This window comes from Salinirubellus salinus (assembly GCF_025231485.1).
Lineage (GTDB): Archaea > Halobacteriota > Halobacteria > Halobacteriales > Haloarculaceae > Salinirubellus > Salinirubellus salinus.
In genome coordinates this window covers 1,050,211-1,070,772 of the sequence record NZ_CP104003.1, presented here as the reverse complement: position 1 = coordinate 1,070,772, position 20,562 = coordinate 1,050,211, and the positions used below count along the sequence as shown (strand labels likewise).

The following is a 20,562-nucleotide window of genomic DNA, read 5'->3' as shown; positions in this document are numbered from 1 at the left end:
GGCACGTGCCCACCCCGGTGGCTCGCCGCTCAGCCGAGACAGGTCACCGGGCGGCCGAACTGGCCGGACTGGGGCGTCTCGTCGTAGCCCAGTTCCTGCCGGTAGAGTCCCTCGCTGGACAGGTGATAGCGGACGTGGATGCTCGCACCGTCGCCGTGGACGACCGTCGCGGTCGCGGTGCCGGACGCGGTGCCCTGCGCCCACGTGTTCGTCCGCGAGACGAGGTCGACGACCCAGGTCCCGTCCCGCTCGGTGACGTTCTCGACGGTCACCAGCGTGTTCACCTGCGTCGAGGCGTCCGAGAGGGCTCCGTTCCGCGCGTACGCCTCCTCGAACGACGCGACGTAGGCCTCGACGGACTCGGCGGTCAGGTTCGTCGGCCGCGACGGCAGGTCGCTCGGTTCCACGTCGTCACGGTACGGGTCCACGGTCTGCTGGTCCACCGCGTCACACGCGCCCGTCGGCGTGGGGTACGGCGACGGCGTGTCGGTCCGGTCCGGCGTCTCGGGCGTCGGACTCCCCGGACCGGCGGCCGAGAGACAGCCGGGGAGGACGAGGAGCGATGCCAGCGCAACGAGCGGGAGGGCACGTCGCATACCCACGTCGAACGGGGCCGCTGTAAAGTGTCTTCAGGAGTGTCAAACCGCCGCTGTACCTACGTCATCGCCTCGAACGGCTCCTCGCAGTCGAGACAGAAGTGGATGGACCGACACCGCGACGGCCCCCGTGGGTGTTCCCGCTCGGTGTTCTCGCCGCCGCAGTACGGGCAGGCCGCGGGGCCGTCGGCCGCCACGTCGGTCGACGGGTCGGGACGGAGGCCGCGCATCTCAGATACTCACCCCGAACTCGCGGAGGGCCGTCTTCCCGGCCTCGGTGACGAGGTCGAGACTCCACTCCGGCGACCAGACGAGTTCGACCGCGGACGACTCGACTCCCTCGGCACTCGCCGCCGCGCTCTCCACGTCGCCGAGGAGCATGTCGCGGGCGGGACAGCCCGTGTACGTGAGCGTCATCCGGACGCTCGCGTGACCGTCGGTCACGTCGACGCCGTAGATCAGTCCGAGGTCGACGACGGAGACGGGCATCTCCGGGTCCTCAACCTCGTAGAGCGCGTCCCAGACGCGGCGCTCGACGCCCGTCGCACCCTCGCCCGTCGCGGGCAAGCCGTCGGGGTCGACCTCGCCGAACTCGTAGGTCGTGTACCCGCAGTAGCGCGGGTCGTCGTCGAACTCGCCGCTGGCCATCAGACGTCCACCTCGTCGGGGTCGGTCATCAACTTCGCCGGCTCGCGCCCGAGCATCTCGTAGGTGTACGTGAACTCGTCGTACAGCCGGTCCCAGTCGCCGGAGTGGGTGCCGTCGCGGCCACGGACACCCGACTCGGGGAGGCGTGGCTCCGGCACGGACAGTCCGAGTCCCTCGAGGAAGGGCGTCGTCACGGCCAGCCAGTCCTCGCGGAGTTCGGCCAGCGACACCGGCCGGACGCCGGACGCCACGATACGCGACTCGTGTTCGGTGGGTTCGAACATCGTCAGCGCGTGAGGGTAGAGGCGCTCGAGCGCTGCCTGGAGCCGGCGCTGGGCCTCGCTCTCAGTCGCACTCGCCGGCCCGTCGGCCAGTCGCTCCAGCCAGTTCTCGGCGTGGTCACGGTGGTAGTGCTCCTCCCCGACCACCTTGCCGACCCGGTCCGCGATGCGCGGGTAGGTCGTCTCCTGGAGCGCCTCGAGCCGGAGCCGCTCGAAGTGGTCGTAGAGGTACCCACGGAGCACGCAGTCGGCCCAGTCTCCGACCTCGTAGGCGAGTTCGGCCATCGTGGTGTGACGGAACTCCTCGCGCGGACGCTCCCAGATGAGTTCGGCCTCGGTGCGCCCGAAGTCCTCGAGCAGGTCGTACCAGAGTCGCGCGTGGCCGTACTCGTCCTGTGCGATGTTGGCGACGGCGAGGTCGGCCTCGAGGGTGGGGCCGCGGACCTGCCAGTCGATGTAGCGCTCGGCGACGACGAACTCGTCGTCGGCCAGCGACTCCAGTTCGGCGACGACGGCCGCCCGGTCGGCGTCCGAGAGCGACGCGGGGTCGAGAATCTCGGGCATCAGTCGTCGCCCCCGCCCTGCCCGGCGGCCTTCTTGCGCTCGCGCTCGGCCTCGACCTGTTCGGCCTCTGACTCCTCGATCTCCGCGGCCATCTCGCCGGTGTTGTAGTTGGTCGCCCAGCGGTACTCGCGCTGGGTGAGGCCGCCCATCGCTACGTCGTGGTCGTCGGCCTCCACCGTCTCGATGGCGTCCTTCGGGACGACCCAGAGCGAGTTGGCCGGCTTCCGGCGGGCGTGCATCACCTGCGCGTACTGCTTCGCCAGTTCGGCGTTCGGCGCGTGGACGTCGCCCACGTGGACGTGGTAGTCCTTCTTCTTCTCCTGTCTGAACACTTCCCAGCGCATGGTCAGTCGGCCGCGGCGCTGGTGGTCCCAACGCCGGGCGAGTCGTCCAGAATCGCTTCACGGACCCACTCGACGGCCTCCTGCCGCCGCCGTCGACGCGCGATCTGCTCGGCGCCGGTGGGGTACTCGTTGCGTGCGACCTCGCCGAACTCGTCCCAGTCGAGGTCCTCCTCGGCCACCTCGTAGCGGTCGGCCTCAGAGTCGTACTCGACGTGCGGCGTGTCCGGAATCTCGAGGCCGTACTTCTCGGCCTTCGGGAGGTAGGCGTTGAGGAACGCCGTCCGGAGGTCGTCGTTGGTCATCGTCTTCAGCCCCACGTCCATCGCGAACCCACCGTGGACCGACTGGTCGTTCGTCGGCCCGAAGAACTGGAGGATGCGCGGCCACCACCTCTCGAACGCCTCCTGCAGGAGTTCTCGGTCGTGGTTCGAGCCGCTGGCGATCTCGCGGAGGATGTCCTCGCCGTGCTTGATGTGGAACCCCTCCTCGAAGCAGATCTTGTCGATGGCGTGCGCGTACGGCTCCCACGAGGTGCGCTTGAGGGTCGCCTGCCGACGCATCGCCGCTCCGTCGACGAAGAACATTATCATCGGCAGCTCGTACCAGTGCGAGAGCGGGTAGTGGAAGCAGTTGAGGAACTTCCCCTCGCCGCTGGCGAGTTCGTCCAGCATCTGCTCGCGGGTCTTCACGCCGAGGTTCTCGGCGGCGCGGTAGAGCAGTTGCCCGTGACCGATCTCGTCCTGCACCTGCGCGCTCACCGCCAACTTCCGCTCCAGCGACGGAGCCTGTCGGATGAACGGCCGCTCGATGTACGCGCCCATGATCTCCGAGTTCGCGTGGAACTGGATCATCCGGGTCGCGGCCTTGCGGTACTCCTCGGGCATGTCGTCGCCCGGCCCGAACTCGCGGGGGCCCGCCCGTTCCTTGACCGTCTCGATGTCGAGGGGTGGCATCTCTCCGCGCATCTCTGTGACGGACTCTCATACGGGTTGACCCGTCCATAGCGCGGTTTCAAGTAGGTGTGGTCCCTGTGCACGTGCATGATAGCGGAGTGCCTCGTCGTCGAGTTCCGGGTCACCGACGACGACTGCCCGCTGGCCGACGCCACCCGAGAGGTGGGGACGAGCGTCGACGCCCAGCCACCCCTCCTGCGGCGGGACGGGAACGCGCTGCTCCACTTCTCCAGCCCGAGCGAGGCCGTGGGCGAGTACCTCGACGAGGACGACCGCATCCGCTACCTCCACCGGACGGCCGCCGACGGCCGGTGGAACTACCGATGTCTCGCGAAGGAGGCGTGCGTGGTCCACAGTCTCGTGGACGTGGGGTTCCTCGTCGACTCCATCCACCTCCGCGACGGGACGGAGCGTTTCGTGGGCGCGGTGGTCGGACAGGACGTGCTCGACCAGGTGCTCGCGGCCGCCGGCGAGACGGTCGGCGTCTCGCTGGAGCGTATCTCGTCGCTCCGTGCCCACGAGGACACCCCCGTCGCCCAGCGCTGGGACGTGACGCCACGCCAGTCCGAGGCGGTGGAGGCGGCGTTCCGGCTGGGCTACTTCTCGGTCCCGCGGGAGGTGACGGCCCGTGACGTGGCCGACGAACTCGGCATCTCGAAGTCCGCCTTCCTCGAACGACTCCGGCGCGCGCAGGCCACCTTCTTCGGCCACCTGTTCGACGACGGCTGAGGTTCTTGTGCGAAGGGGCGGGAATCCGGCGTATGCTACCGACAGCGAGCGACCAGCGTGCCGTGACGCCCGTGGTGGGGGTCGTCCTGCTGGTCGGTGTCGCCGTCGTCCTCGCGTCGACCCTCGGTGCGTTCGCGCTGGGGCTCACAGACGGCGTCCCCGAGCGGGGACCGATGGTCCGGACCGAGGCCGAACCGCTGGCTGCCTACGCTCTCGGCGGTGGGCAGGAACAGGAGGTCCGTATCACCCACGAGGGCGGCGAGCCCGTCGCCGTCGAGCACCTCTCTATCGTCGTCGTCGTTCCGAGCGCCGACACCCGCTCACGGCTGGTCGGCTTCCCCGTCGCCGCGGACAGACTGACGGCCGCGAACGTCGACGGGCCCGACTTCTTCGACGAGCGATACGGTGAGACGGTGGGCCCCATCTCCACCGACACCCCGGACACGGACGGTCGGTGGTCGGCTGGAGACACCGTGGGATTCCGCATCACGAGTGGTGACGTCGAACTCGACTCGGGGGACCGTGTCGAGGTACTGTTCGTCCACACCCCCTCGGGGACCGTCTTCGCGGCGGAGACGCTCGTCGCGCGCTAGGCCTCGCGCTTCGAGAACATGAACCGCATCGTCATCTCGAGGACGGGTTCGTCGTCGTCGTTCGTCACGCTGGTATCGAAGTCGACGATGCCGGCCCCATCACGGCTCGCGGACTCGCGGCGGCCGGTCACCTCGAACGTCGCCGAGACGGTGTCCCCGATGTGGACCGGACGCGGGAAGTGGAGGTCGTCGACGCCGAGGAACGCCACGACGGTTCGCTCCATCACCCCGCACCGGGCGAACAGTCCCGTCGCTAAGGAGAACGTCAGCGGCCCGTGCCCGATGCGCTCGCCGAACCGTGTCCCGGCGGCGTACTCGGCATTGGTGTGGACCTCCGTCCAGTCGCCAGTGAGTGCCGAGTGCATCCCGATATCCGTCTCCGTGACCGTCCGGCCAGCCGACTCGAACCGTTCGCCCTCCGTCAGGTCCTCGTAGTACTGCGGTTCGTAACTGTATGGCATACCGGCCCGTGGACCGGGGGGCCGATAACTCCCTGCCCCGACGTTCAAATACGATCCCGGGAGCAGATGGCCCGTGCGCTGAGTCCTGCCGGGTCGGGACCGCGGGTGCGTGGGGCGACCGACCCGCGAGCGGTGCCCCACCTGTTCGCCAGCGTGGCGGCGACGGCCGCGCGGGTCAGTCGCGCTCCTCGCCGGTCCCGTCGTCCGGGTCGTAGCCGTAGGCCTCGCGGGCGTGGTCGCCCGACACCTTCTCGAGTCGCAGGTCCCGAGCGACGGCTGCCGGGTCACGGGCTGCGGGGTCGCCGTAGCCACCTCCACCGGGCGTCCGGATGGAGAGCACCTCGCCCGGCGAGAGCGCCCCCGTCGTCTTCCCCGGGAGCTGTGTCGCCGTCTCGTCGGACTCGTCCGCGTCCGAGAGCCGGTAGGCTCCCCCCCGAGCGCCCGGTTCGCCACCCCGGACGCCGTACGGGGCGTGCCGATGTCGGTCGGCGACGAGCGAGAACTCGGCCTCCGTCGTCACCTCCACGTCGCGCCTGAGACCCAGTCCACCGCGGAACTCGCCCGCCCCGCCGGTGTCCTCGCGGAGCTGGTACCGTCGCACCCGGAGTGGGTAGGCCGTCTCCAGCACCTCGACAGGCGTGTTCAGCGTGTTCGACATGTGGACGTGGACGCCGTCCATCCCGTCGGCACCCGCACGGCCGCCGAAGCCCCCGCCCTGCGTCTCGTAGAAGGTGAACGGCCCGTCCGTTCGGGGGTCCGTCCCACCGAAGGTGACGCTGTTCATCGTCCCCTGTCCGGCGGCGACGGCCCGCGTCGGGTCGGCCTCGGCGAACGCACCCAGCACCGCGTCCGTCACGCGCTGTGAGGTCTCGAGGTTGCCCGCCACCACGGCCGCCGGTGGCTCCGGGTCCACGATGCTCCCGGCCGGTGTCTGGACCGTCACCGGCCGGTAACAGCCGGCGTTCGGTGGGATCTCCGGGTCGGTCACACACCGGACGGCGTAGTACGTCGCCGAGACGGTCACCGCTCGAACGGCGTTGACCGGGCCTGCCGTCTGCGGGGCCGTCCCCTCGAAGTCGACGGTGACCGCCTCGCCCTCGACGGTGACGGTGGCCACGACGGGCAGGTCCTCGGTACCGCGGCCGTCGTCGTCGAGCACGTCCGCGAAGCGGTAGCTACCGTCCGGGACGTCCGCGAGCGCCGCCCGCATCCGGCGCTCGCTGTAGTCCTGCAGGGCGTCGAGGACCGTCGCGAGATGGTCGCGACCGTGCCGCTCCACGAGCGACTGGTAGCGTCGGCGTCCCGTCTCGTTGGCCGCCCGCTGGGCGCGCAGGTCGCCGCGGCGCTCCTCGGGCGTCCGCACGTTCGCCAGCAGGAGGTCGAAGACGGCCTCGTTCGGTTCGCCGCCGCCGAACAGTTTCACGGGCGGGATGCGCAGGCCCTCCTGGAATATCTCGGTGGAGTCGGCCGCGACACCACCCGCCCGAGCACCGCCCACGTCGGCGTGGTGCGCCCGGTTGGCGACGAACGCGACGGGGTCGTCGCTGTCGGCGAACACCGGCGTCACGAGCGTGAGGTCCGGCAGGTGGGCGCCGCCGGCGAAGGGGTCGTTCAGCAGGACGGCGTCGCCGGGTTCGAGCGCCGCGGGTGGGAACCGCTCCAGCGCGGCGGTGACGGAGAACGGCATCGCCCCGAGGTGGACCGGGATGTTCTCCGCCTGCGCGACCATCCGCCCCGCGGCGTCGAACAGGGCACAGGAGCAGTCGCGTCGCTCCTTGACGTTCGGTGAGTAGGCCGTCCGGACGAGGGTGGCGTTCATCTCGTCGGCGACGGACTCGGCGGCGTTCCTGACCACCTCGAGGGTGACCGGGTCGACCCCGTCGGGGGCGTCGGTCACGGCTCCACCTCCACGAGGAGGTTCCCGTCGGCGTCGACGGAGACGGCGTCGTCGGGCCGGACGACGAGGGTCGACTCGCTCCCCTCGACGACGGCCGGGCCGTCGACCCGTGCGCCGGTGGGCAGCGCCGCCCGTTCGTAGACGGGGGTCGACATCTCGCCGTCGAACCAGACCGACCGCGTCTCGCGTCTCGCGTCGGCGACGGTCCCGGTCCGGTCGGGGACGGTCAGTTCCGGCGGGCCCACGACGCCCCTGACGCGCACCCGAACCGTGACGAGTTCGAGCGGTTCGCCGGGCGAGGCGCTCCCATACCGCCGCTCGTGGGCGTCGTGGAAGCGGTCGGCCAGCGCGTCGAGGTCGGGACCATCGGCGTCGACCGGGATGGACAGGTCGAACGACTGCCCGCGGTAGCGCACGTCGAGGGACCGTTCGACGCGCACCTCGTCGACGTCCGTCTCGTCGAGTCGGGCACGGCCCCGCCGCTCGAGGTCGGCCAGCGTCTCGGTCACCGTCTCGGTGGCTACCGTCTCGAACGGGCGGACCCGCGAGACGGACTCGTCGTACGTGAGGTCCGAGACGAGCAGGCCGAGCGCCGAGAGCACGCCGGCCGCACGCGGTACGAGGACACGGGGGACACCGACTTCGGCGGCGAGCGCACACGCGTGGAGCGGTCCAGCCCCGCCGAACGCGACGAGCGTGAACTCGCGCGGGTCGTGGCCCCGCTCGACCGAGACGACGCGGAGCGCCCGCGCCATGTTCGCGTTCGCGACGTCGAGGACGCCCGCGGCGGCGTCGCGCGTGGCCGTCCCCATCTCGGCCGCGAGGTCGGCCACGGCGTCCTGGGCCGCCTTCTCCGCCCCGCCCACGTCACCGAGAAAGGCCTCGGGGTCGATGCGCCCGAGGACGAAGTTCGCGTCCGTCACGGTGGGTTCGGTCCCCCCGCGGCCGTAGCAGACCGGCCCGGGGTCCGCCCCGGCCGAGGACGGCCCGACCCGCAGGGCACCGCCCGCGTCGACGTGCGCGATACTCCCGCCCCCGGCGCCGACGGTGTGGACGTCCACCATCGGGACGCCCACCGGGTAGTCACCCACCTCGACGGCCGTCGAGACGGCCGGATCCCCCTCGCGTACCAGCGAGACGTCGCACGAGGTACCGCCCATGTCCATCGTCAGGAGGTCGTCGAACCCCGCACGTCCGGCGACGTGGGTGGCACCCCGGACGCCCGCCGCGGGCCCCGAGAGCAGGGTCTGCACCGGACGTTCGCGTGCGGCTGTCGCCGACATCAGCCCCGCGTTCGACCCCATCAGCCGGAGCGAGGTTCCCAGCCCGGCGTCCTCGAGCGACCGGTCGAGTGCGCCGACGTAGGTGTCGACGACGGGCCGGAGCGCGGCGTTCAGGCAGGTGACGAGCGTCCGCTCGTACTCACGGACCTCCGGCAGGACGGCACTGGAGCGCGATACCGAAGGCGGGGGGTCGAGCGTCTCGCGCAGGCGCGCGGCGACCCGTTCCTCGTGGGCAGGGTTCTCGTACGCGAACAGGAGCGAGACCGCGACGCTGTCGACGCCCGCCTCCCGGACCGATTCGACCACACTGTCGAGACTCGACTCGTCGAGCGGTTCGAGCACCTCGCCGCGCTCGTCGAGGCGTTCGCGGACCTCGAAGCGCCGGTCACGCTCCACGACCGGCCGTGGCTTCTCGGCGTGGAGATCGTACAGCGAGGGCCGGTCCTGTCGACCGATCTCGAGCGCATCGCGGAAGCCCGCGGTCGTGACGAGCGCCGTGTCGGCCCACTCGCCCTCGAGGACGGCGTTGGTGGCGACGGTGGTCCCGTGCGCGAAGAAGCCGACCGTCGCTGGGTCGAGGCTGCCGCTCCGAACCGCGTCGAGGACCCCTCGTTCTGGGGCGTCCGGCGTGGACGCGACCTTCTCGACCGCGAGTCGGCCGTCGACCACCGCGACGAGGTCGGTGAACGTCCCGCCGACGTCCACCCCCAGTCTGGGTCGCCGCCGGTCGGTGTCCGCTCCGTGCATACCCACCCGACGGCGGGCCCCGGCCTGAAGCTTCCCCTGCCGAGCCCTGGGTGGCGGTGGTCAGTGCTCGAGGTCGGCCTCGACGCCCAGTTGTGACAACAGCGTGGGCATCTCCGTCTGGTCGGTCGCCTCGACGAACTGGCCGCCGCGCTCACGTCGGTAGGAGTACCCCGAGACGGCGATGTCGTTCCCCGTGGGCGCGATGCCCCGGAACGTCCCTTCGTGGCGGCCGGTCCGTCGCCACTGGGCGTGGACGGTGTGGCCGTCGACGACGAGGCCGTCGACCTCGGTCTCGAGTGCCGCGAACGCGTCGTTCCACTCCCTGTGGGCGGCCTTCAGTGACGAGCGGTCGGTCGACACTGCCGGCCAGTCGTCGTCCGGCGTCGGACTGGCGACGAACTCCGGGGCGTACAACTCGTCTACCACGTCCACCCCGTCGCCGTTCCAGAGCTCGGCGACCTCCCGTTCGAACAGTGCCTCACAGTCCTCCGCGTCGGTCCTGACCATCGTTGGGGCGCCCACGGTGCGCCGTGGGTACTGCCCGATCTTCGAACAGGTGCACATTAGAGGCACGCCTGGTTTCGAGCGCGTAGCGTCCACTGTCGTTTCGCCCGACACTCGCGGGCGGGACGGTTCGCCCCTCCGGCCGTTTGAGAAGGCTTAAAGTCGCGACGTGACTCACGGGAGGTATGAGCGAGAGCCAGCAGCACGCGACGCGCCAGTGCGTCTCGTGTGGTATCAACATCTCCGGGACGAACGCTGCCCGGTTCAAGTGCCCGGACTGCGGGAACCTGATCTTCCGATGTTCGACCTGCCGCAAGCAGAGCAACCTCTACGAGTGTGACGACTGCGGATTCACGGGGCCGTAACGATGGGGAAGGTCGCCGCGCAGCTCAAGGTCATGCCGCAGAGCCCGGACATCGACCTGGACGAACTCCAGGAGCGACTGGAGAACGCCCTGCCGGAGGGCGCGAAGATCTCCCGGACCGACCGCGACGACGTGGCCTTCGGCCTCGTCGCCTTGCTGCCCACCGTCATCGTCCCCGACGACGCCGGCGGGAGTGACGCCGTCGAGGAGGCGTTCGCCGAGGTCGAGGGCGTCGAGTCCGTGAAGGTCGAACAGGTCGGCCGTATCTGAGTCGGTCTCCCGACTCGATTCTCGTCCGTCACGAACCGGATAGCGGCGCGTCCGTCCTGGACGCTCGCGTCGGCGCGCCCACGGCGAGCCCCGGGTATGCCCGGCGCATTATGTGAATTCGGACGGTTCAGTATCTGAGACCGTGGTCGGGGATTTATCAGGTGGAACGGTCTCTGCGAACGAGACGTGACGATGCACCGAGGGACCCGACACGGACGTGGGGGGGACCGCCGCTGCCCCGGAGGGGGCCGATGAGGACGACCGACGCCGAGGACCCGCTCGCGGTGTGGGCGTTCGAGGCGGCGATGAACGGCCTCCCGGAGGCGGAGGCCCGCCAACTGGTCGAGGGTGACCGGTACCCGGAGCCCTCGGAGCCGGCCTGGGAGGCGTCGGTCGAGTCCCTCTCCCCTTCCGAAGGACAGTACGTCGTCTACGACGCGGACGTCGAGGGGGCGTGGGTGCAGAGCGACACCACGGTCGACCTCGTGGAGCACCGCTGAGGGCCGTCCCACGGCTCTCGGGAGCCACGGATACTTCTCCGGGGCGAGTTCGGCGACTTCAAAGTTCTCCCTCATTCCGCGGCGGTCGGAACCACTGGCCGCCTCTTTGTGCATCACGCCCCTACTCTCGGCCGAGGTGAACGCCGATGGCGACGAGTGAAACGGAGTTCGAGACGGAACTGTTCGGCCGGGAGATGGCCGTCCGTTACGACCGGACCGCGACCGGCTACGCGATGCTCGCCCTGCGTCTGGTGATTGGCTGGGCGCTGCTCTACCCCGGTGTGAACCACCTGATGGGCCTGCAGGGGTTCCGTGAGGCGACAGCTGGGATGGTCGCCGGCGCGGCGGGCACGGCAGCCAACCCGTTCGCGGGCTACTTCGCCATGCTCCAGCCCTACGCGGGGACCCTGGCGGTGCTGAACGCCGTCGGCCTCACGCTGGTGGGCGCGGCCCTGATGCTCGGGGCGTTCGTCCGCCTCGCGGGCCTCGGGGGCGCGGTGATGATGCTCAACTACTGGGCCGCCAGCCTGCCGCTCGCCCACTCACTGGTGGTGGACGACCACGTGGTCTACGCGCTCCTACTGTTCGGGCTCGGGGCGCTCGGCGCGGGGCGGATACTGGGCGTCGACGCGGTCCTCGAGCGGACCCGACTGGCTGACCTGCCCGGCGCACGCTACCTGCTCGGCTGACCCAGCGCGGGCGACGCGGCGTTTCGCACCTTTTATAATCGCGAGTGGACAACAGTGGGTCACGACTATGCCGAGTTCCAACGGACCCCTGCACGGCACCCGCAACAAACTGAAGAACAAGCCCCGAGAGCGCGGCACCTCCCCGCCGCAGCGAGCCATCCAGGAGTACGAGGAGGGCGAGCGCGTCCACGTCAAGATAGACCCCAGCGTCCCGAAGGGCCGACCGCACGCCCGCTTCACGGGCCACACGGGCACCGTCAAGGGCAAGCAGGGGCGCTGCTTCCAGGTCGAGATCAACGACGGCGGCAAGAAGAAGGTCGTCGTCGTCGCCCCCGCCCACCTCAACCGTCAGCAGGCATGACGATATTCAAGGAGATCGTCGACGAGCAGTACCTCACCGTCGCGGAGGCGAAGGAACTGCTCGCCGACATCGAGACCGAGCGCGCCCTCGACGAGGAGCGTGAGATGCGCTACGAACTGGCGCGCGCCATCGAGCACGTCAACCGGTTCTCCGCGATGAGCGGTGACGACGCCCGTGCGCTGGTCGAGGAACTCGAGGAACTGGAGAAGGTGAACGAGGCGACCGCCCACAAGATCGCCGACCTCCTCCCCCGCGACCGCGACGAGGTCCGCTCGGTGTTCTCGCAGTCCCGCTACTCGCTCGACGGCGACGAACTCGACGAGATTCTGAACGTCGTCGCGAAGTACGCCTGAGTCCCCCGACCGGGGACCGCCCCGCGTGTTTTTAACGTTCGCTCACCATATCCGTATGACATGAGCGACGCGAACTCCGACGCCGAGATGGAGTCGGGAGCCGAGGCCCCGGCCATCGCCGTGGTCCTGGACGTGCTCCCGAACGGCCGCCCGCAGGAGGGCCGCGCCCGGTTCGACAACGATCCCATCGCGTACGCGCTGGGTGTCGAGCCGTTCCGCCTCCTGGAGCTGGTGCTCGACCCGGACGTGAAGGTTACTATCGGTGACCGTGTGGCGTTCGATCCCGCCGACGAGGCGGTCCGTCGGAGTCGTAACGTCGACTTCGACGACCTCTCGGGCGCCGCGCGGTCCGAACTCCAGTACGCCGTGGAGGAGGTGGTCGAGGAGGACGAGCGGCGGTTCGTCGACTTCTTCAACGAGGCGCAGGCCATCACCACGCGCCTGCACGCGCTGAACCTCCTCCCCGGTATCGGGAAGAAACTCCGCAACGACATCCTGGACGAGCGAAAGCGCGGCCCCTTCGAGTCGTTCGAGGACCTTGACGAGCGCATCTCCGGCCTCCACCGCCCGAAGGAGGTGCTCGTCGAGCGGATCATGGAGGAACTCAGGGAGGAGGACCTGAAGTACCGGATATTCGCGCGGGAGGGCTGAACGCCGACCGGCCCACCTACTGTCCTCTCGTGGCCCACACGATGAGTGACCCTTTTCACCGGGCACCGAGTACGGAGTGGCAACCAGATGAGCGACCAGCGTGGACCGACCGGCCGCCGGGACCCGGACGCCCTCGTCCGTCGGGCGGGCGTGCGAGGTGACCCGGACCGGGACCAGCACTTCCTCGTCGACGACCGGGTCCTCGACCGACTGGTCGAGTACCTCCCCGAGGGGACCGACCGCTCACACCTCCTCGAGGTCGGTGGCGGGACCGGCGCGCTGACCGACCGCCTCCTCGCCGCGGCCGACCGCGTGACCGTGGTGGAACGAGACCCGACGCTCGCGGGGTTCCTCCGCGCGGAGTTCGCCGACGAGGTGGCCGCCGGCCGGCTCACCGTCGTCGAGGGTGACGCACTCGACGTCGACCTCCCCGAGTTCTCCGCGTCTGTCTCGAACCTCCCGTACGGCGTCTCCTCGGAGATCGCCTTCCGGCTGCTGCCGACGAAACGCCCGCTCGTGCTGATGTTCCAGAAGGAGTTCGCCGAGCGGATGGCGGCCGCACCGGGCACCGACGCGTACGGCCGGCTCTCGGTGACCGCGGGCCACTACGCCGACGTCGAGGTGGTCGAGCCGGTCCCGAAGGAGGCGTTCGACCCCGCTCCGGCGGTCCAGAGCGCCGTGGTCCGGTGTACCCCCCGCGACCCGGAGTACGAGGTGCCCGACGAGGACGCGTTCATGGACCTCGTGACCGCCTGTTTCACACAGCGTCGCAAGACGATGCGTAACGCTATCCGCAACACGGCGCACATCTCCGGGCTCGCGGACCCCGAGGCACTGGTCGAGGCGGCCGACGAGGACCTCCTGCGCAAGCGCGCGGGGAAGGTGACGCCGGCGGAGTTCGCCGAACTCGCCGTGCTCGCCCGTGAGGTGGGCGCGGCGTGAGTCCGGCCGTCGAGCAGGTCGGGTCACTCGGGACGGGGGGCGACCCGCGCGTCGTCACCACCACCGTGGTGCTCGCCGCGTTCCTGCTCGGCAGCTACGGCGTCTACCGCCTCGGGAGCCGGCTGAAGGCGCTCGTGGACGACGAGGCGCTCGTGGAGGCTATCCAGTCTGTGGTGGTCACGGCGTTCGGGACGGCCGCGGCCGTCGTCCTGACGGAGGTCTGGCGACTCGGCGACACCGTGAGTACGGCGTTCGACGCCGTCGTCCCCGGCAACCCGGCGGAGGCGGGTGTCAAACTGATGATCTCGTTGCTCGTGTTCGGCGCGGCGTTCACGTTCACCCGCGTCACGAAGCGCGTCATCAAACGCGAGTCCGAGCGGGACACCATCACCACCCACCAGAAGGAGATCGGCCACCACGTCGTCCAGTTCCTCGTCTTCCTCCCCGCCTTCCTGTTCGTCGTCGCGCTCTGGGGGACCAGACCCGCAGACCTGCTCCTCGGCGCGGGTGCCTTCGGGGTCGTCGTCGGCCTGGCCGCGCGCCAGACGCTCGGGTCGGTGCTGGCGGGGTTCGTCCTCCTGTTAGCCCGCCCGTTCGAGATCGGTGACTGGGTCGTCGTCGGCGAGGAGGAGGGGACGGTGACGGACGTGAGCGTGTTCAACACCGAGATACGCACCTTCGACAACGAGCACGTCCTCGTCCCGAACGAGAACGTGGCCAACGACGAGATCGTCAACCGCTCGCGCACCGACCAGTTGCGGCTCACGGTGGACGTGGGTATCGACTACGACGTCGACGTAGCCGAGGCCGCACAGATCGCCGAAGCGGCGATGACCGAGTGTGATGCGGTCGTGGACACTCCTCGCCCGGACGTCGTGATGGACCAGTTCGGCGGGAGCGCGGTGGTCCTCACGCTCCGATTCTGGATCGACGACCCGACGATACAGCGGAAGTGGCAGGCGCAGAACGCGGTAGTGGAGTCCGTGAAGCGTGCGTTCGAGCGGGAGGGGGTGAAGATACCCTATCCGCAGCGCGAACTCTCGGGGCGGCCCGAGACAGACGGGTTGCAGGTCGCTCCCGCCCGCGAGGTACAGGCCGACGACGCCGGCGAGGAGAGCGAGTCACCCGAACCGCACCAGGCCGCTGCCGATGGTGGCCCGGACGAGGAAGACCGCGACGAGGCCGAGGACTCGTGACGAAGGAGGACCTCGCGGCCCGTCGCGGCCTCGACTCCCCGGTGTACGACCCGGCCGAGGACTCGCGACTGCTGGCCCAGACCGCGAGCGAGCGCCTCGGGTCGGGCGACGTGGCCCTCGACGTGGGCACGGGGTCGGGCTACGTGGCCGCTACAGTCGCCGCCGAGACGGGGGCGTCGGTGTACGGCTGCGACGTGAATCCCCACGCGTGCCGGCGAGCGCGCGACGCCGGCGTTCCGGTGGTCCGGACGGACCTCGTCTCCGGGTTCCGCGACGGCGCGTTCGACTGGGTGCTGTTCAATCCGCCGTACCTTCCCACCCCGCCGGAGGTGGAGGGCGACGACTGGATGGAGACGGCCCTCTCGGGCGGCGAGGACGGGCGACGGGTGGTCGACCCGTTCCTCGACGCCGTGGGTCGGGTCCTCGCGCCGGAGGGCCGGGTGCTCCTGCTGGTCTCCTCGCTCACGGGACTGGAGGCGGTGGCGGCGCGGGCCGCCACGAACGGACTCGCCACGGAGCGCGTGGCCGAGGAGTCGTTCCCGTTCGAGCGACTCGTGGTCCTCGAACTCACACCGGAATAACTGCGAAACATACGCCGATGTAGGAATTATTATACGGCGTCATTCCCAAGCGCCACCAATGAGGGACGTCGTAGCCACGACTCCGGGACTGTTCCCCCTGCCTGATTGGGCGAAGGAGGACCTCTCGGACCTGAAGGGCCACCAGAAGTCCGACCTCGTCTCCGGCGACGAGGGCGAGGAGATCGCCAGCACGTACGACCGCGTCCGCGCCGAACTCGTCGACCGGCAGGCCGAGGCGGGGCTCGACCGAATCGTCGAGGGACAGGCCCGCTGGGACGATATGCTCGCCCACCCGCTGGCCGTCCACGAGAACGTCGAGACCCGCGGCATCGTCCGGTACTACGACAACAACAACTTCTACCGCGAGCCGGTCGTCACGGGCGACCTGACGTTCGACGGCGACGTGGCCGCCGAACTCGAGGCCGTCGACGTCGATGCGAGCGACCTCCAGGCCGTCCTGCCCGGTCCGTACTCGCTCTCGGACCTCGCGACCGACGAGCACTACGGCGACGAGGAGTCGTTCCTCGCGGGCATCGCCGAGTTCCTCGCGGCGGAGGCCGACGCGCTCCCCGAGCACGAGACACTGTTCCTGCTGGAGCCGTCGCTCGTCGAGAACGCACCCGGTGACGGGCTGGACGAGGCCGCGAGCGAGGCCATCGACCGGGTCGCCGCCGCCGTGGACTCGGACGTCGTCGTCCACACCTACTTCGGGGCCATCCCCGAGAAGCCCTACGCGCACCTGATGGACGCCGACGTGGACGCCATCGGCTTCGACCTCGTGAGCGACCACGAGACCACGGTGTACAACCTGCAGGAGTACGGCACGAAAGACGACATCGCGATGGGTGTCGTCGACGGCCAGAACACGCTCGTCGAGACGCCGGCGGAGATCAGCGAGCGCATCGCGTGGGTCGAGGACCAGGTGCCCGCACAGTCGTTCGACACCGTCTACGCCACCGCGAACACCGAACTGTTCTACCTGCCGACGAACAAGGCCGAGGCCAAGCTCGACGCGCTGGCCGCGGCCACCGAGGAGGTGCTGGAAGCATGAGCTACAACGCTATCGACACCCGCGAGCAGTTCCGCCCGGACGACCACTCGACCGACCACTTCCTGTTGACGACCGTGGTCGGCTCGTACCCCAAACCCAAGTGGCTCAACCGTGCGAAGGAGCTCCACGAGGAACGCGACTCGTTCACCGACGAACACCTGCACGAGGCCGAGGACGACGCCTGTCGCGTCATCACGGACGAGCACGAGCGTGCGGGTCTCGACGTCGTGGTCGACGGCGAGATGCGGCGCAACGAGATGGTCGAGTACTTCGCCCACCGCATCGACGGCTACGAGTTCAACGGCCCGGTCAAGGTCTGGGGCCACAACTACTTCGACAAGCCGTCGGTCGTCGGTGAGGTGGCGTACGACGAGCAGTGGCTCGTCGAGGAGTTCGAGTTCACCGCCGACGCCGCGACCCGTCCGGTGAAGGTCCCCATCACGGGGCCGTACACGCTGGCGAACTGGTCGTTCAACGAGGCGTACGACTCCGAGGAGGAGTTGGCCTACGCGCTGGCCGACCTCGTCAACGAGGAGATCGACAAGCTCGTCGAGGCCGGGTGCCAGTACATCCAGATCGACGAGCCCGCGCTCGCGACGACGCCAGACGACCACGCCATCGTGGGCGAGTGTCTGGAGCGCATCGCCGACGACGTCGACGACGACGTTCGCCTCGGCCTCCACGTCTGTTACGGCGATTACTCGCGCATCTACCCGGAGATGCTCGAGTTCCCAGTCCACGAGTTCGACCTCGAACTCGCCAACGGTGACTACGACCAGCTCCCCGTCTTCACCGAGGAGGAGTTCACGAAGGACCTCGCGCTCGGCGTCGTCGACGCCCACACGGCCGAGGTCGAACCGGTCGAGGTCATCAAGGAGAACATCAAGAAGGGGTTCGAGGTGGTCCCGCCGGAGCGCCTCACCGTCTCTCCGGACTGCGGGCTGAAGCTCCTCCCCCGTGACATCGCGTACGGCAAGATGGAGAACATGGTCAAGGCTGCCCGACAGATCGAGGAGGAACTCGATGCGGGCGAGATCACGGTCGGGTACGCGGGTGAGAAGAGCGGGAACAGCGCGGCACCCGCCGACGACTGACCGTCGATTCCGCCTCTCTGCGCTCCCCCTGCGACGCAGACGCGACGCAGGGGAGGCCGACCGGTACCTTCCGGTCAGGAGGCCACCGGTTCGCCGGCGTCCTCGGGCTCGGCATCGTCTTCGCCGCCGCCGAACACCCCGAGGACGATGGCGAGCAGGCCGGCGACTGCCACCAGCGCCGACTGCAGACGGACCGCGTAGACGTACCACTCCTTCGCGCGGAGATCCTCCGGGTTCTCGTAGGCCGCCCCGAGGAACGCCTGCTTCGTCGTCTCGACGACCCGACCGGGGAACAGCGCTCCGAACGTCCCGCTCACCACTGCGAGTGCTCTACAGAGCATAGCGGACGTTTGGGTTCGCGACGGAAGAGCCCTCTGGCGGTTCTCACGCGCTGGGCTCGCGTGTCCGTATCGAGAACAGGAACGGCAGGTCGTGGTCGAGTCCGGGGAGCCACCACCGCCCCTCGTCGTCGACCTCCATCCCACTCGGTTGGCGGAACTCCGACCACGGGTGCTCGTGGACGAACTCGAGTTCGAGGTCGGTGGCGAGGAGCGCGTTCAGTATCTCGCTCATCGAGTTTGGGAACTCGTAGCTCCGGGGCAGGCGCTCGTGGGGTCCTGCCACTCAGCCCCGGAGTGCCTCGACCGGCTCCTCGTTGGCCGCCTTGTAGGCCGGGTAGAGGCCGCTCAGGACGCTCGTGACGATGGCGAACCCGAGCGCCGCGAGGATGTAGAGTCCGTTGGTCGGGGTGAGCGCGCTCGCCGCGTCACCGAGGATGAGCTGGGCGATGAGGAGGCCCCCGCCGAGGCTCAGCACCGCACCCACGGCCCCGCCGACGAGGCCCAGCAGGAGCGCCTCCGAGAGCATGATCTTCAGCACGTCGCGGCGCTGGTAGCCCACCGCGCGGAGGACGCCGATCTCGCCGCGGCGCTCGATGGTGCTCATCAGCATCACGTTCAGGATGCTCACGCCGGCGACCACGAGCGAGATGGAGCCGATGCCGACGAGGAAGAGGTTCACCGCCTCGAACACGCTCCCGACCTGTTCGACGATCTGACCGAGTTCGAAGATGCTCACCCGCTCCTCACGTTCGTTGAGCGCCGCCCGGATGGCCACGGCCGTCTCGTTGGCCGCCTCGCCGGACTCCGCGTCCACGACGACCGAGGTGAACCCTGTGCCGCCCACGTCGCGGACCGGCAGCACGACGGCGGACCCTGGGTCGACCGGCGAGAATCCCGCGGCCGGTTCGAGGACGGCGAGCACCCGGACGGTCCGGTTGCCGACGGTCAGGGAGTCCCCGACGTCCACCTCGAGGTCGTCTGCGAGGTTCGCTCCGACGAGCGCACCGCTCCGCAACGGAGACGGGATGCGTCCGCGCTCGACTTCGTAGGCTGCCGCCGGGTCCGGCATCCCGTAGAGCGTCGCCACTGTCTGTTCACCCCTGAACGAGACACGCGAGACGTTCTGTCGGACCGGGACGACCTGGGCGTCGCCGCTCACGCGCTCTATCTCGCGCACCTCGCGGTCGGTCAGCGGGGTGGCCTCGCCGGGCCCCTCGCTGGCCGGCGAGACGACGATCTGGTTGCCAATGTCGCCGAGCGACCCCGCCACGGACTGCGAGAGGGTGGCACCGAAGACGCCCAGCGAGGCGATGGCGAGCACGCCGATGACGATGCCGAGCATCGCGAGCGCCGACCGGGCCTTCGTGCGCGCGAGGTTCCGCCGCGCGATGAGCAACGTCGGGAACCGGCGGTATATCGGGTTCACTGTATCCGTCCGTCGACGATGTTCACCACGCGGTCCGTGTAGTCGATCACCTGGTCGTCGTGGGTCACCGCGACGACGGCGACGCCCTGCTCACAGACGTCCTCGAACTGCGTGAGGACGCTCCGGCCCGTCTCGCGGTCGAGGTTCCCCGTCGGCTCGTCGGCCAGCACGAGCCGCGGGTCGTTCACCAGTGCGCGGGCGATGGCCACGCGCTGGCGCTGCCCCCCCGAGAGTTCGTCGGGCCGGTAGTTGAGGCGGTCGCCGAGCCCCACGCGCCGGAGCAGGTCGGCCGCCCGCTCCTCCATCCGCGGGTCGCGGTCGAGCAACCGCGGCACCTCCACGTTCTCCAGCGCGGTCAGCGTCGGGATGAGGTAGAAGTTCTGGAACACGAAGCCGATGGTCCGCTTGCGTGCACGGGTCCGCTCCCGGTCGGACAGCCGGACGGTCGGCTCGCCGTCGAGGTAGACGTCACCCTCCGTCGGTACGTCGAGCAGACCGAGGACGTTCAACAGCGTGGACTTCCCGCTGCCGGAGGGGCCCATGACGGCGACGAACTCCCCCGGTTCGATGGCGAGGTCGACGTCGGCCAGCGCTTCCACCGTCTCGCTGCGTGACTCGTAGCGCTTGGTGACGCCACGGGCCTCAATCACCGGCACGGCGATTCCTCCAGGCGACGAGGACGAAGGCGGCCACGACCACCACGACGAGGAGCCCACCGAGCGCCGGCAGCAGGAGTCCCCCGGTCCCTCCACCGCCACCCGAGGGGTCGGGCGTGAGTGGGGCGTCGATGGGGACTGCCACCGTCTGGCTCTGACGGTCGCCGTCGGCCACGTAGCTCACGTTCAGCGGGACGCTCGTGGTGTTCGGGTCGAGACGGGCGGTGACGTCGAACGAGACGAAGTCGCTCGCCGGGACGGTGCCGACGAAGTACTCGCGGTTCGGGGCGACCGGCGTGACCCCCTCGCTGGCGACGACACGGACGACGACGGCGTCGACGTCCGCCAGTCCGACGTTGCTCACCGACCCGGAGATGGTCGTCGTCCCGTCCTCCGTCCCGACGTCCACGCCAGTCAGTTCGACGCGACCGGGGACCCGTTCGAGCCGGACCTCGTCTCCGGTCGCGCTCGCGGCTGTCGTCCCCAC

29 protein-coding genes are annotated in these 20,562 nt (G+C 69.7%); 14 read left to right on the top strand and 15 right to left on the bottom strand.

The genetic code is table 11. The annotated features are described in order from the left end of the window. Positions 1–29: 29 nt before the first annotated feature. The 6 genes from N0B31_RS05935 to paaA are packed head-to-tail and all read right to left on the bottom strand — an operon-like array spanning position 30 to position 3,386. On the bottom strand, positions 30–596 hold the full coding sequence (locus N0B31_RS05935; RefSeq protein ID WP_260594935.1) for a hypothetical protein: 567 nt from the start codon (positions 594–596) through the stop codon (positions 30–32). Positions 597–655: 59 nt separating this feature from the next. Continuing rightward, a complete protein-coding gene (locus N0B31_RS05930; protein ID WP_260594934.1) occupies positions 656–826 on the bottom strand; it encodes a PaaD-like zinc ribbon domain-containing protein in 171 nt (56 codons plus the stop codon). 1 nt (position 827) lies between these two features. Next, complete coding sequence (gene paaD, locus N0B31_RS05925; protein WP_260594933.1) at positions 828–1,244, bottom strand: 1,2-phenylacetyl-CoA epoxidase subunit PaaD; 417 nt, start codon at positions 1,242–1,244, stop codon at positions 828–830. Then, positions 1,244–2,089, bottom strand: a complete 846-nt coding sequence (gene paaC / locus N0B31_RS05920; RefSeq protein WP_260594932.1) for a 1,2-phenylacetyl-CoA epoxidase subunit PaaC — start codon at positions 2,087–2,089, stop codon at positions 1,244–1,246. The genes paaD and paaC overlap by 1 nt, the downstream gene beginning before the upstream one ends. Continuing rightward, positions 2,089–2,433, bottom strand: coding sequence for a phenylacetic acid degradation protein PaaB (locus tag N0B31_RS05915; protein WP_260594931.1), 345 nt, complete (start codon positions 2,431–2,433; stop codon positions 2,089–2,091). The genes paaC and N0B31_RS05915 overlap by 1 nt, the downstream gene beginning before the upstream one ends. Positions 2,434–2,435: 2 nt before the next feature. Next, the gene (gene paaA / locus N0B31_RS05910) at positions 2,436–3,386 is read right to left on the bottom strand and encodes a 1,2-phenylacetyl-CoA epoxidase subunit PaaA (RefSeq protein WP_260594930.1); all 951 of its coding nucleotides are present in this window, start codon (positions 3,384–3,386) and stop codon (positions 2,436–2,438) included. Between the two features lie 87 nt (positions 3,387–3,473). Between paaA and N0B31_RS05905 the strand changes: the two genes are divergently transcribed. Then, positions 3,474–4,115 carry a helix-turn-helix domain-containing protein gene (locus N0B31_RS05905; RefSeq protein WP_260594929.1) on the top strand — a complete coding sequence of 214 codons (642 nt, stop codon included), beginning with the start codon at positions 3,474–3,476 and terminating at the stop codon, positions 4,113–4,115. Between the two features lie 32 nt (positions 4,116–4,147). Beyond that, a complete protein-coding gene (locus N0B31_RS05900; protein WP_260594928.1) occupies positions 4,148–4,708 on the top strand; it encodes a type IV pilin domain-containing protein in 561 nt (186 codons plus the stop codon). Here the strand turns inward: N0B31_RS05900 and N0B31_RS05895 are convergent. The 4 genes from N0B31_RS05895 to N0B31_RS05880 form a co-directional block, all read right to left on the bottom strand. Then, positions 4,705–5,169: a MaoC/PaaZ C-terminal domain-containing protein gene (locus N0B31_RS05895; RefSeq protein ID WP_260594927.1), complete on the bottom strand. Its 465-nt coding sequence runs from the start codon at positions 5,167–5,169 to the stop codon at positions 4,705–4,707. The two genes, N0B31_RS05900 and N0B31_RS05895, sit on opposite strands and share 4 nt — an antisense overlap. A 175-nt stretch (positions 5,170–5,344) precedes the next feature. Continuing rightward, the gene (locus tag N0B31_RS05890) at positions 5,345–7,066 is read right to left on the bottom strand and encodes a hydantoinase B/oxoprolinase family protein (protein WP_380627184.1); all 1,722 of its coding nucleotides are present in this window, start codon (positions 7,064–7,066) and stop codon (positions 5,345–5,347) included. Then, positions 7,063–9,096 carry a hydantoinase/oxoprolinase family protein gene (locus N0B31_RS05885; protein ID WP_260594926.1) on the bottom strand — a complete coding sequence of 678 codons (2,034 nt, stop codon included), beginning with the start codon at positions 9,094–9,096 and terminating at the stop codon, positions 7,063–7,065. Before N0B31_RS05885 ends, N0B31_RS05890 begins: the two co-directional genes overlap by 4 nt. Positions 9,097–9,156: 60 nt before the next feature. Further along, a complete protein-coding gene (locus N0B31_RS05880; protein WP_260594925.1) occupies positions 9,157–9,603 on the bottom strand; it encodes an ester cyclase in 447 nt (148 codons plus the stop codon). Between the two features lie 182 nt (positions 9,604–9,785). On the opposite strand from N0B31_RS05880, the gene N0B31_RS05875 reads away from it, so the two are divergent. The 12 genes from N0B31_RS05875 to N0B31_RS05820 all read left to right on the top strand — a co-directional run bounded on the left by N0B31_RS05875 (position 9,786) and on the right by N0B31_RS05820 (position 17,652). Beyond that, positions 9,786–9,965, top strand: coding sequence for an HVO_2753 family zinc finger protein (locus N0B31_RS05875; RefSeq protein WP_260594924.1), 180 nt, complete (start codon positions 9,786–9,788; stop codon positions 9,963–9,965). A gap of 2 nt (positions 9,966–9,967) precedes the next feature. Beyond that, complete coding sequence (locus N0B31_RS05870; RefSeq protein ID WP_260594923.1) at positions 9,968–10,234, top strand: elongation factor 1-beta; 267 nt, start codon at positions 9,968–9,970, stop codon at positions 10,232–10,234. Between the two features lie 251 nt (positions 10,235–10,485). Next, entirely contained in the window at positions 10,486–10,734 is a 249-nt protein-coding gene (locus N0B31_RS05865; protein WP_260594922.1) for a DUF7331 family protein, read from the top strand. Positions 10,735–10,880: 146 nt separating this feature from the next. After that, a complete protein-coding gene (locus tag N0B31_RS05860) occupies positions 10,881–11,423 on the top strand; it encodes a DoxX family protein (protein ID WP_260594921.1) in 543 nt (180 codons plus the stop codon). Between the two features lie 67 nt (positions 11,424–11,490). Then, positions 11,491–11,784 (top strand): 50S ribosomal protein L21e, encoded by a 294-nt coding sequence (locus tag N0B31_RS05855; protein WP_260594920.1) that lies wholly within the window; start codon positions 11,491–11,493, stop codon positions 11,782–11,784. After that, positions 11,781–12,137, top strand: coding sequence for an RNA polymerase Rpb4 family protein (locus N0B31_RS05850; protein ID WP_260594919.1), 357 nt, complete (start codon positions 11,781–11,783; stop codon positions 12,135–12,137). Before N0B31_RS05855 ends, N0B31_RS05850 begins: the two co-directional genes overlap by 4 nt. 60 nt (positions 12,138–12,197) lie before the next feature. After that, complete coding sequence (locus N0B31_RS05845) at positions 12,198–12,788, top strand: DUF655 domain-containing protein (protein WP_260594918.1); 591 nt, start codon at positions 12,198–12,200, stop codon at positions 12,786–12,788. An 87-nt stretch (positions 12,789–12,875) separates the two neighbouring features. After that, positions 12,876–13,730 carry a 16S ribosomal RNA methyltransferase A gene (locus tag N0B31_RS05840; RefSeq protein ID WP_260594917.1) on the top strand — a complete coding sequence of 285 codons (855 nt, stop codon included), beginning with the start codon at positions 12,876–12,878 and terminating at the stop codon, positions 13,728–13,730. Beyond that, entirely contained in the window at positions 13,727–14,926 is a 1,200-nt protein-coding gene (locus N0B31_RS05835) for a mechanosensitive ion channel family protein (protein WP_260594916.1), read from the top strand. The genes N0B31_RS05840 and N0B31_RS05835 overlap by 4 nt, the downstream gene beginning before the upstream one ends. Then, positions 14,923–15,507 (top strand): HemK2/MTQ2 family protein methyltransferase, encoded by a 585-nt coding sequence (locus N0B31_RS05830; protein ID WP_260594915.1) that lies wholly within the window; start codon positions 14,923–14,925, stop codon positions 15,505–15,507. Before N0B31_RS05835 ends, N0B31_RS05830 begins: the two co-directional genes overlap by 4 nt. A 58-nt stretch (positions 15,508–15,565) precedes the next feature. Next, complete coding sequence (locus tag N0B31_RS05825) at positions 15,566–16,558, top strand: 5-methyltetrahydropteroyltriglutamate--homocysteine methyltransferase (protein WP_260594914.1); 993 nt, start codon at positions 15,566–15,568, stop codon at positions 16,556–16,558. Beyond that, positions 16,555–17,652, top strand: a complete 1,098-nt coding sequence (locus N0B31_RS05820; RefSeq protein ID WP_260594913.1) for a methionine synthase — start codon at positions 16,555–16,557, stop codon at positions 17,650–17,652. Before N0B31_RS05825 ends, N0B31_RS05820 begins: the two co-directional genes overlap by 4 nt. A gap of 74 nt (positions 17,653–17,726) precedes the next feature. Here N0B31_RS05820 and N0B31_RS05815 read toward each other — a convergent pair whose 3' ends face one another. The 5 genes from N0B31_RS05815 to N0B31_RS05795 are packed head-to-tail and all read right to left on the bottom strand — an operon-like array spanning position 17,727 to position 20,562. After that, positions 17,727–17,993, bottom strand: coding sequence for a hypothetical protein (locus tag N0B31_RS05815; protein WP_260594912.1), 267 nt, complete (start codon positions 17,991–17,993; stop codon positions 17,727–17,729). Positions 17,994–18,036: 43 nt separating this feature from the next. Beyond that, positions 18,037–18,276, bottom strand: coding sequence for a hypothetical protein (locus N0B31_RS05810; protein WP_260594911.1), 240 nt, complete (start codon positions 18,274–18,276; stop codon positions 18,037–18,039). Beyond that, positions 18,277–19,419 (bottom strand): ABC transporter permease, encoded by a 1,143-nt coding sequence (locus N0B31_RS05805; protein ID WP_260594910.1) that lies wholly within the window; start codon positions 19,417–19,419, stop codon positions 18,277–18,279. It lies immediately after the preceding gene. Further along, the gene (locus tag N0B31_RS05800; RefSeq protein WP_260594909.1) at positions 19,416–20,075 is read right to left on the bottom strand and encodes an ABC transporter ATP-binding protein; all 660 of its coding nucleotides are present in this window, start codon (positions 20,073–20,075) and stop codon (positions 19,416–19,418) included. Before N0B31_RS05800 ends, N0B31_RS05805 begins: the two co-directional genes overlap by 4 nt. After that, positions 20,062–20,562: a hypothetical protein gene (locus N0B31_RS05795; RefSeq protein WP_260594908.1), complete on the bottom strand. Its 501-nt coding sequence runs from the start codon at positions 20,560–20,562 to the stop codon at positions 20,062–20,064. Before N0B31_RS05795 ends, N0B31_RS05800 begins: the two co-directional genes overlap by 14 nt.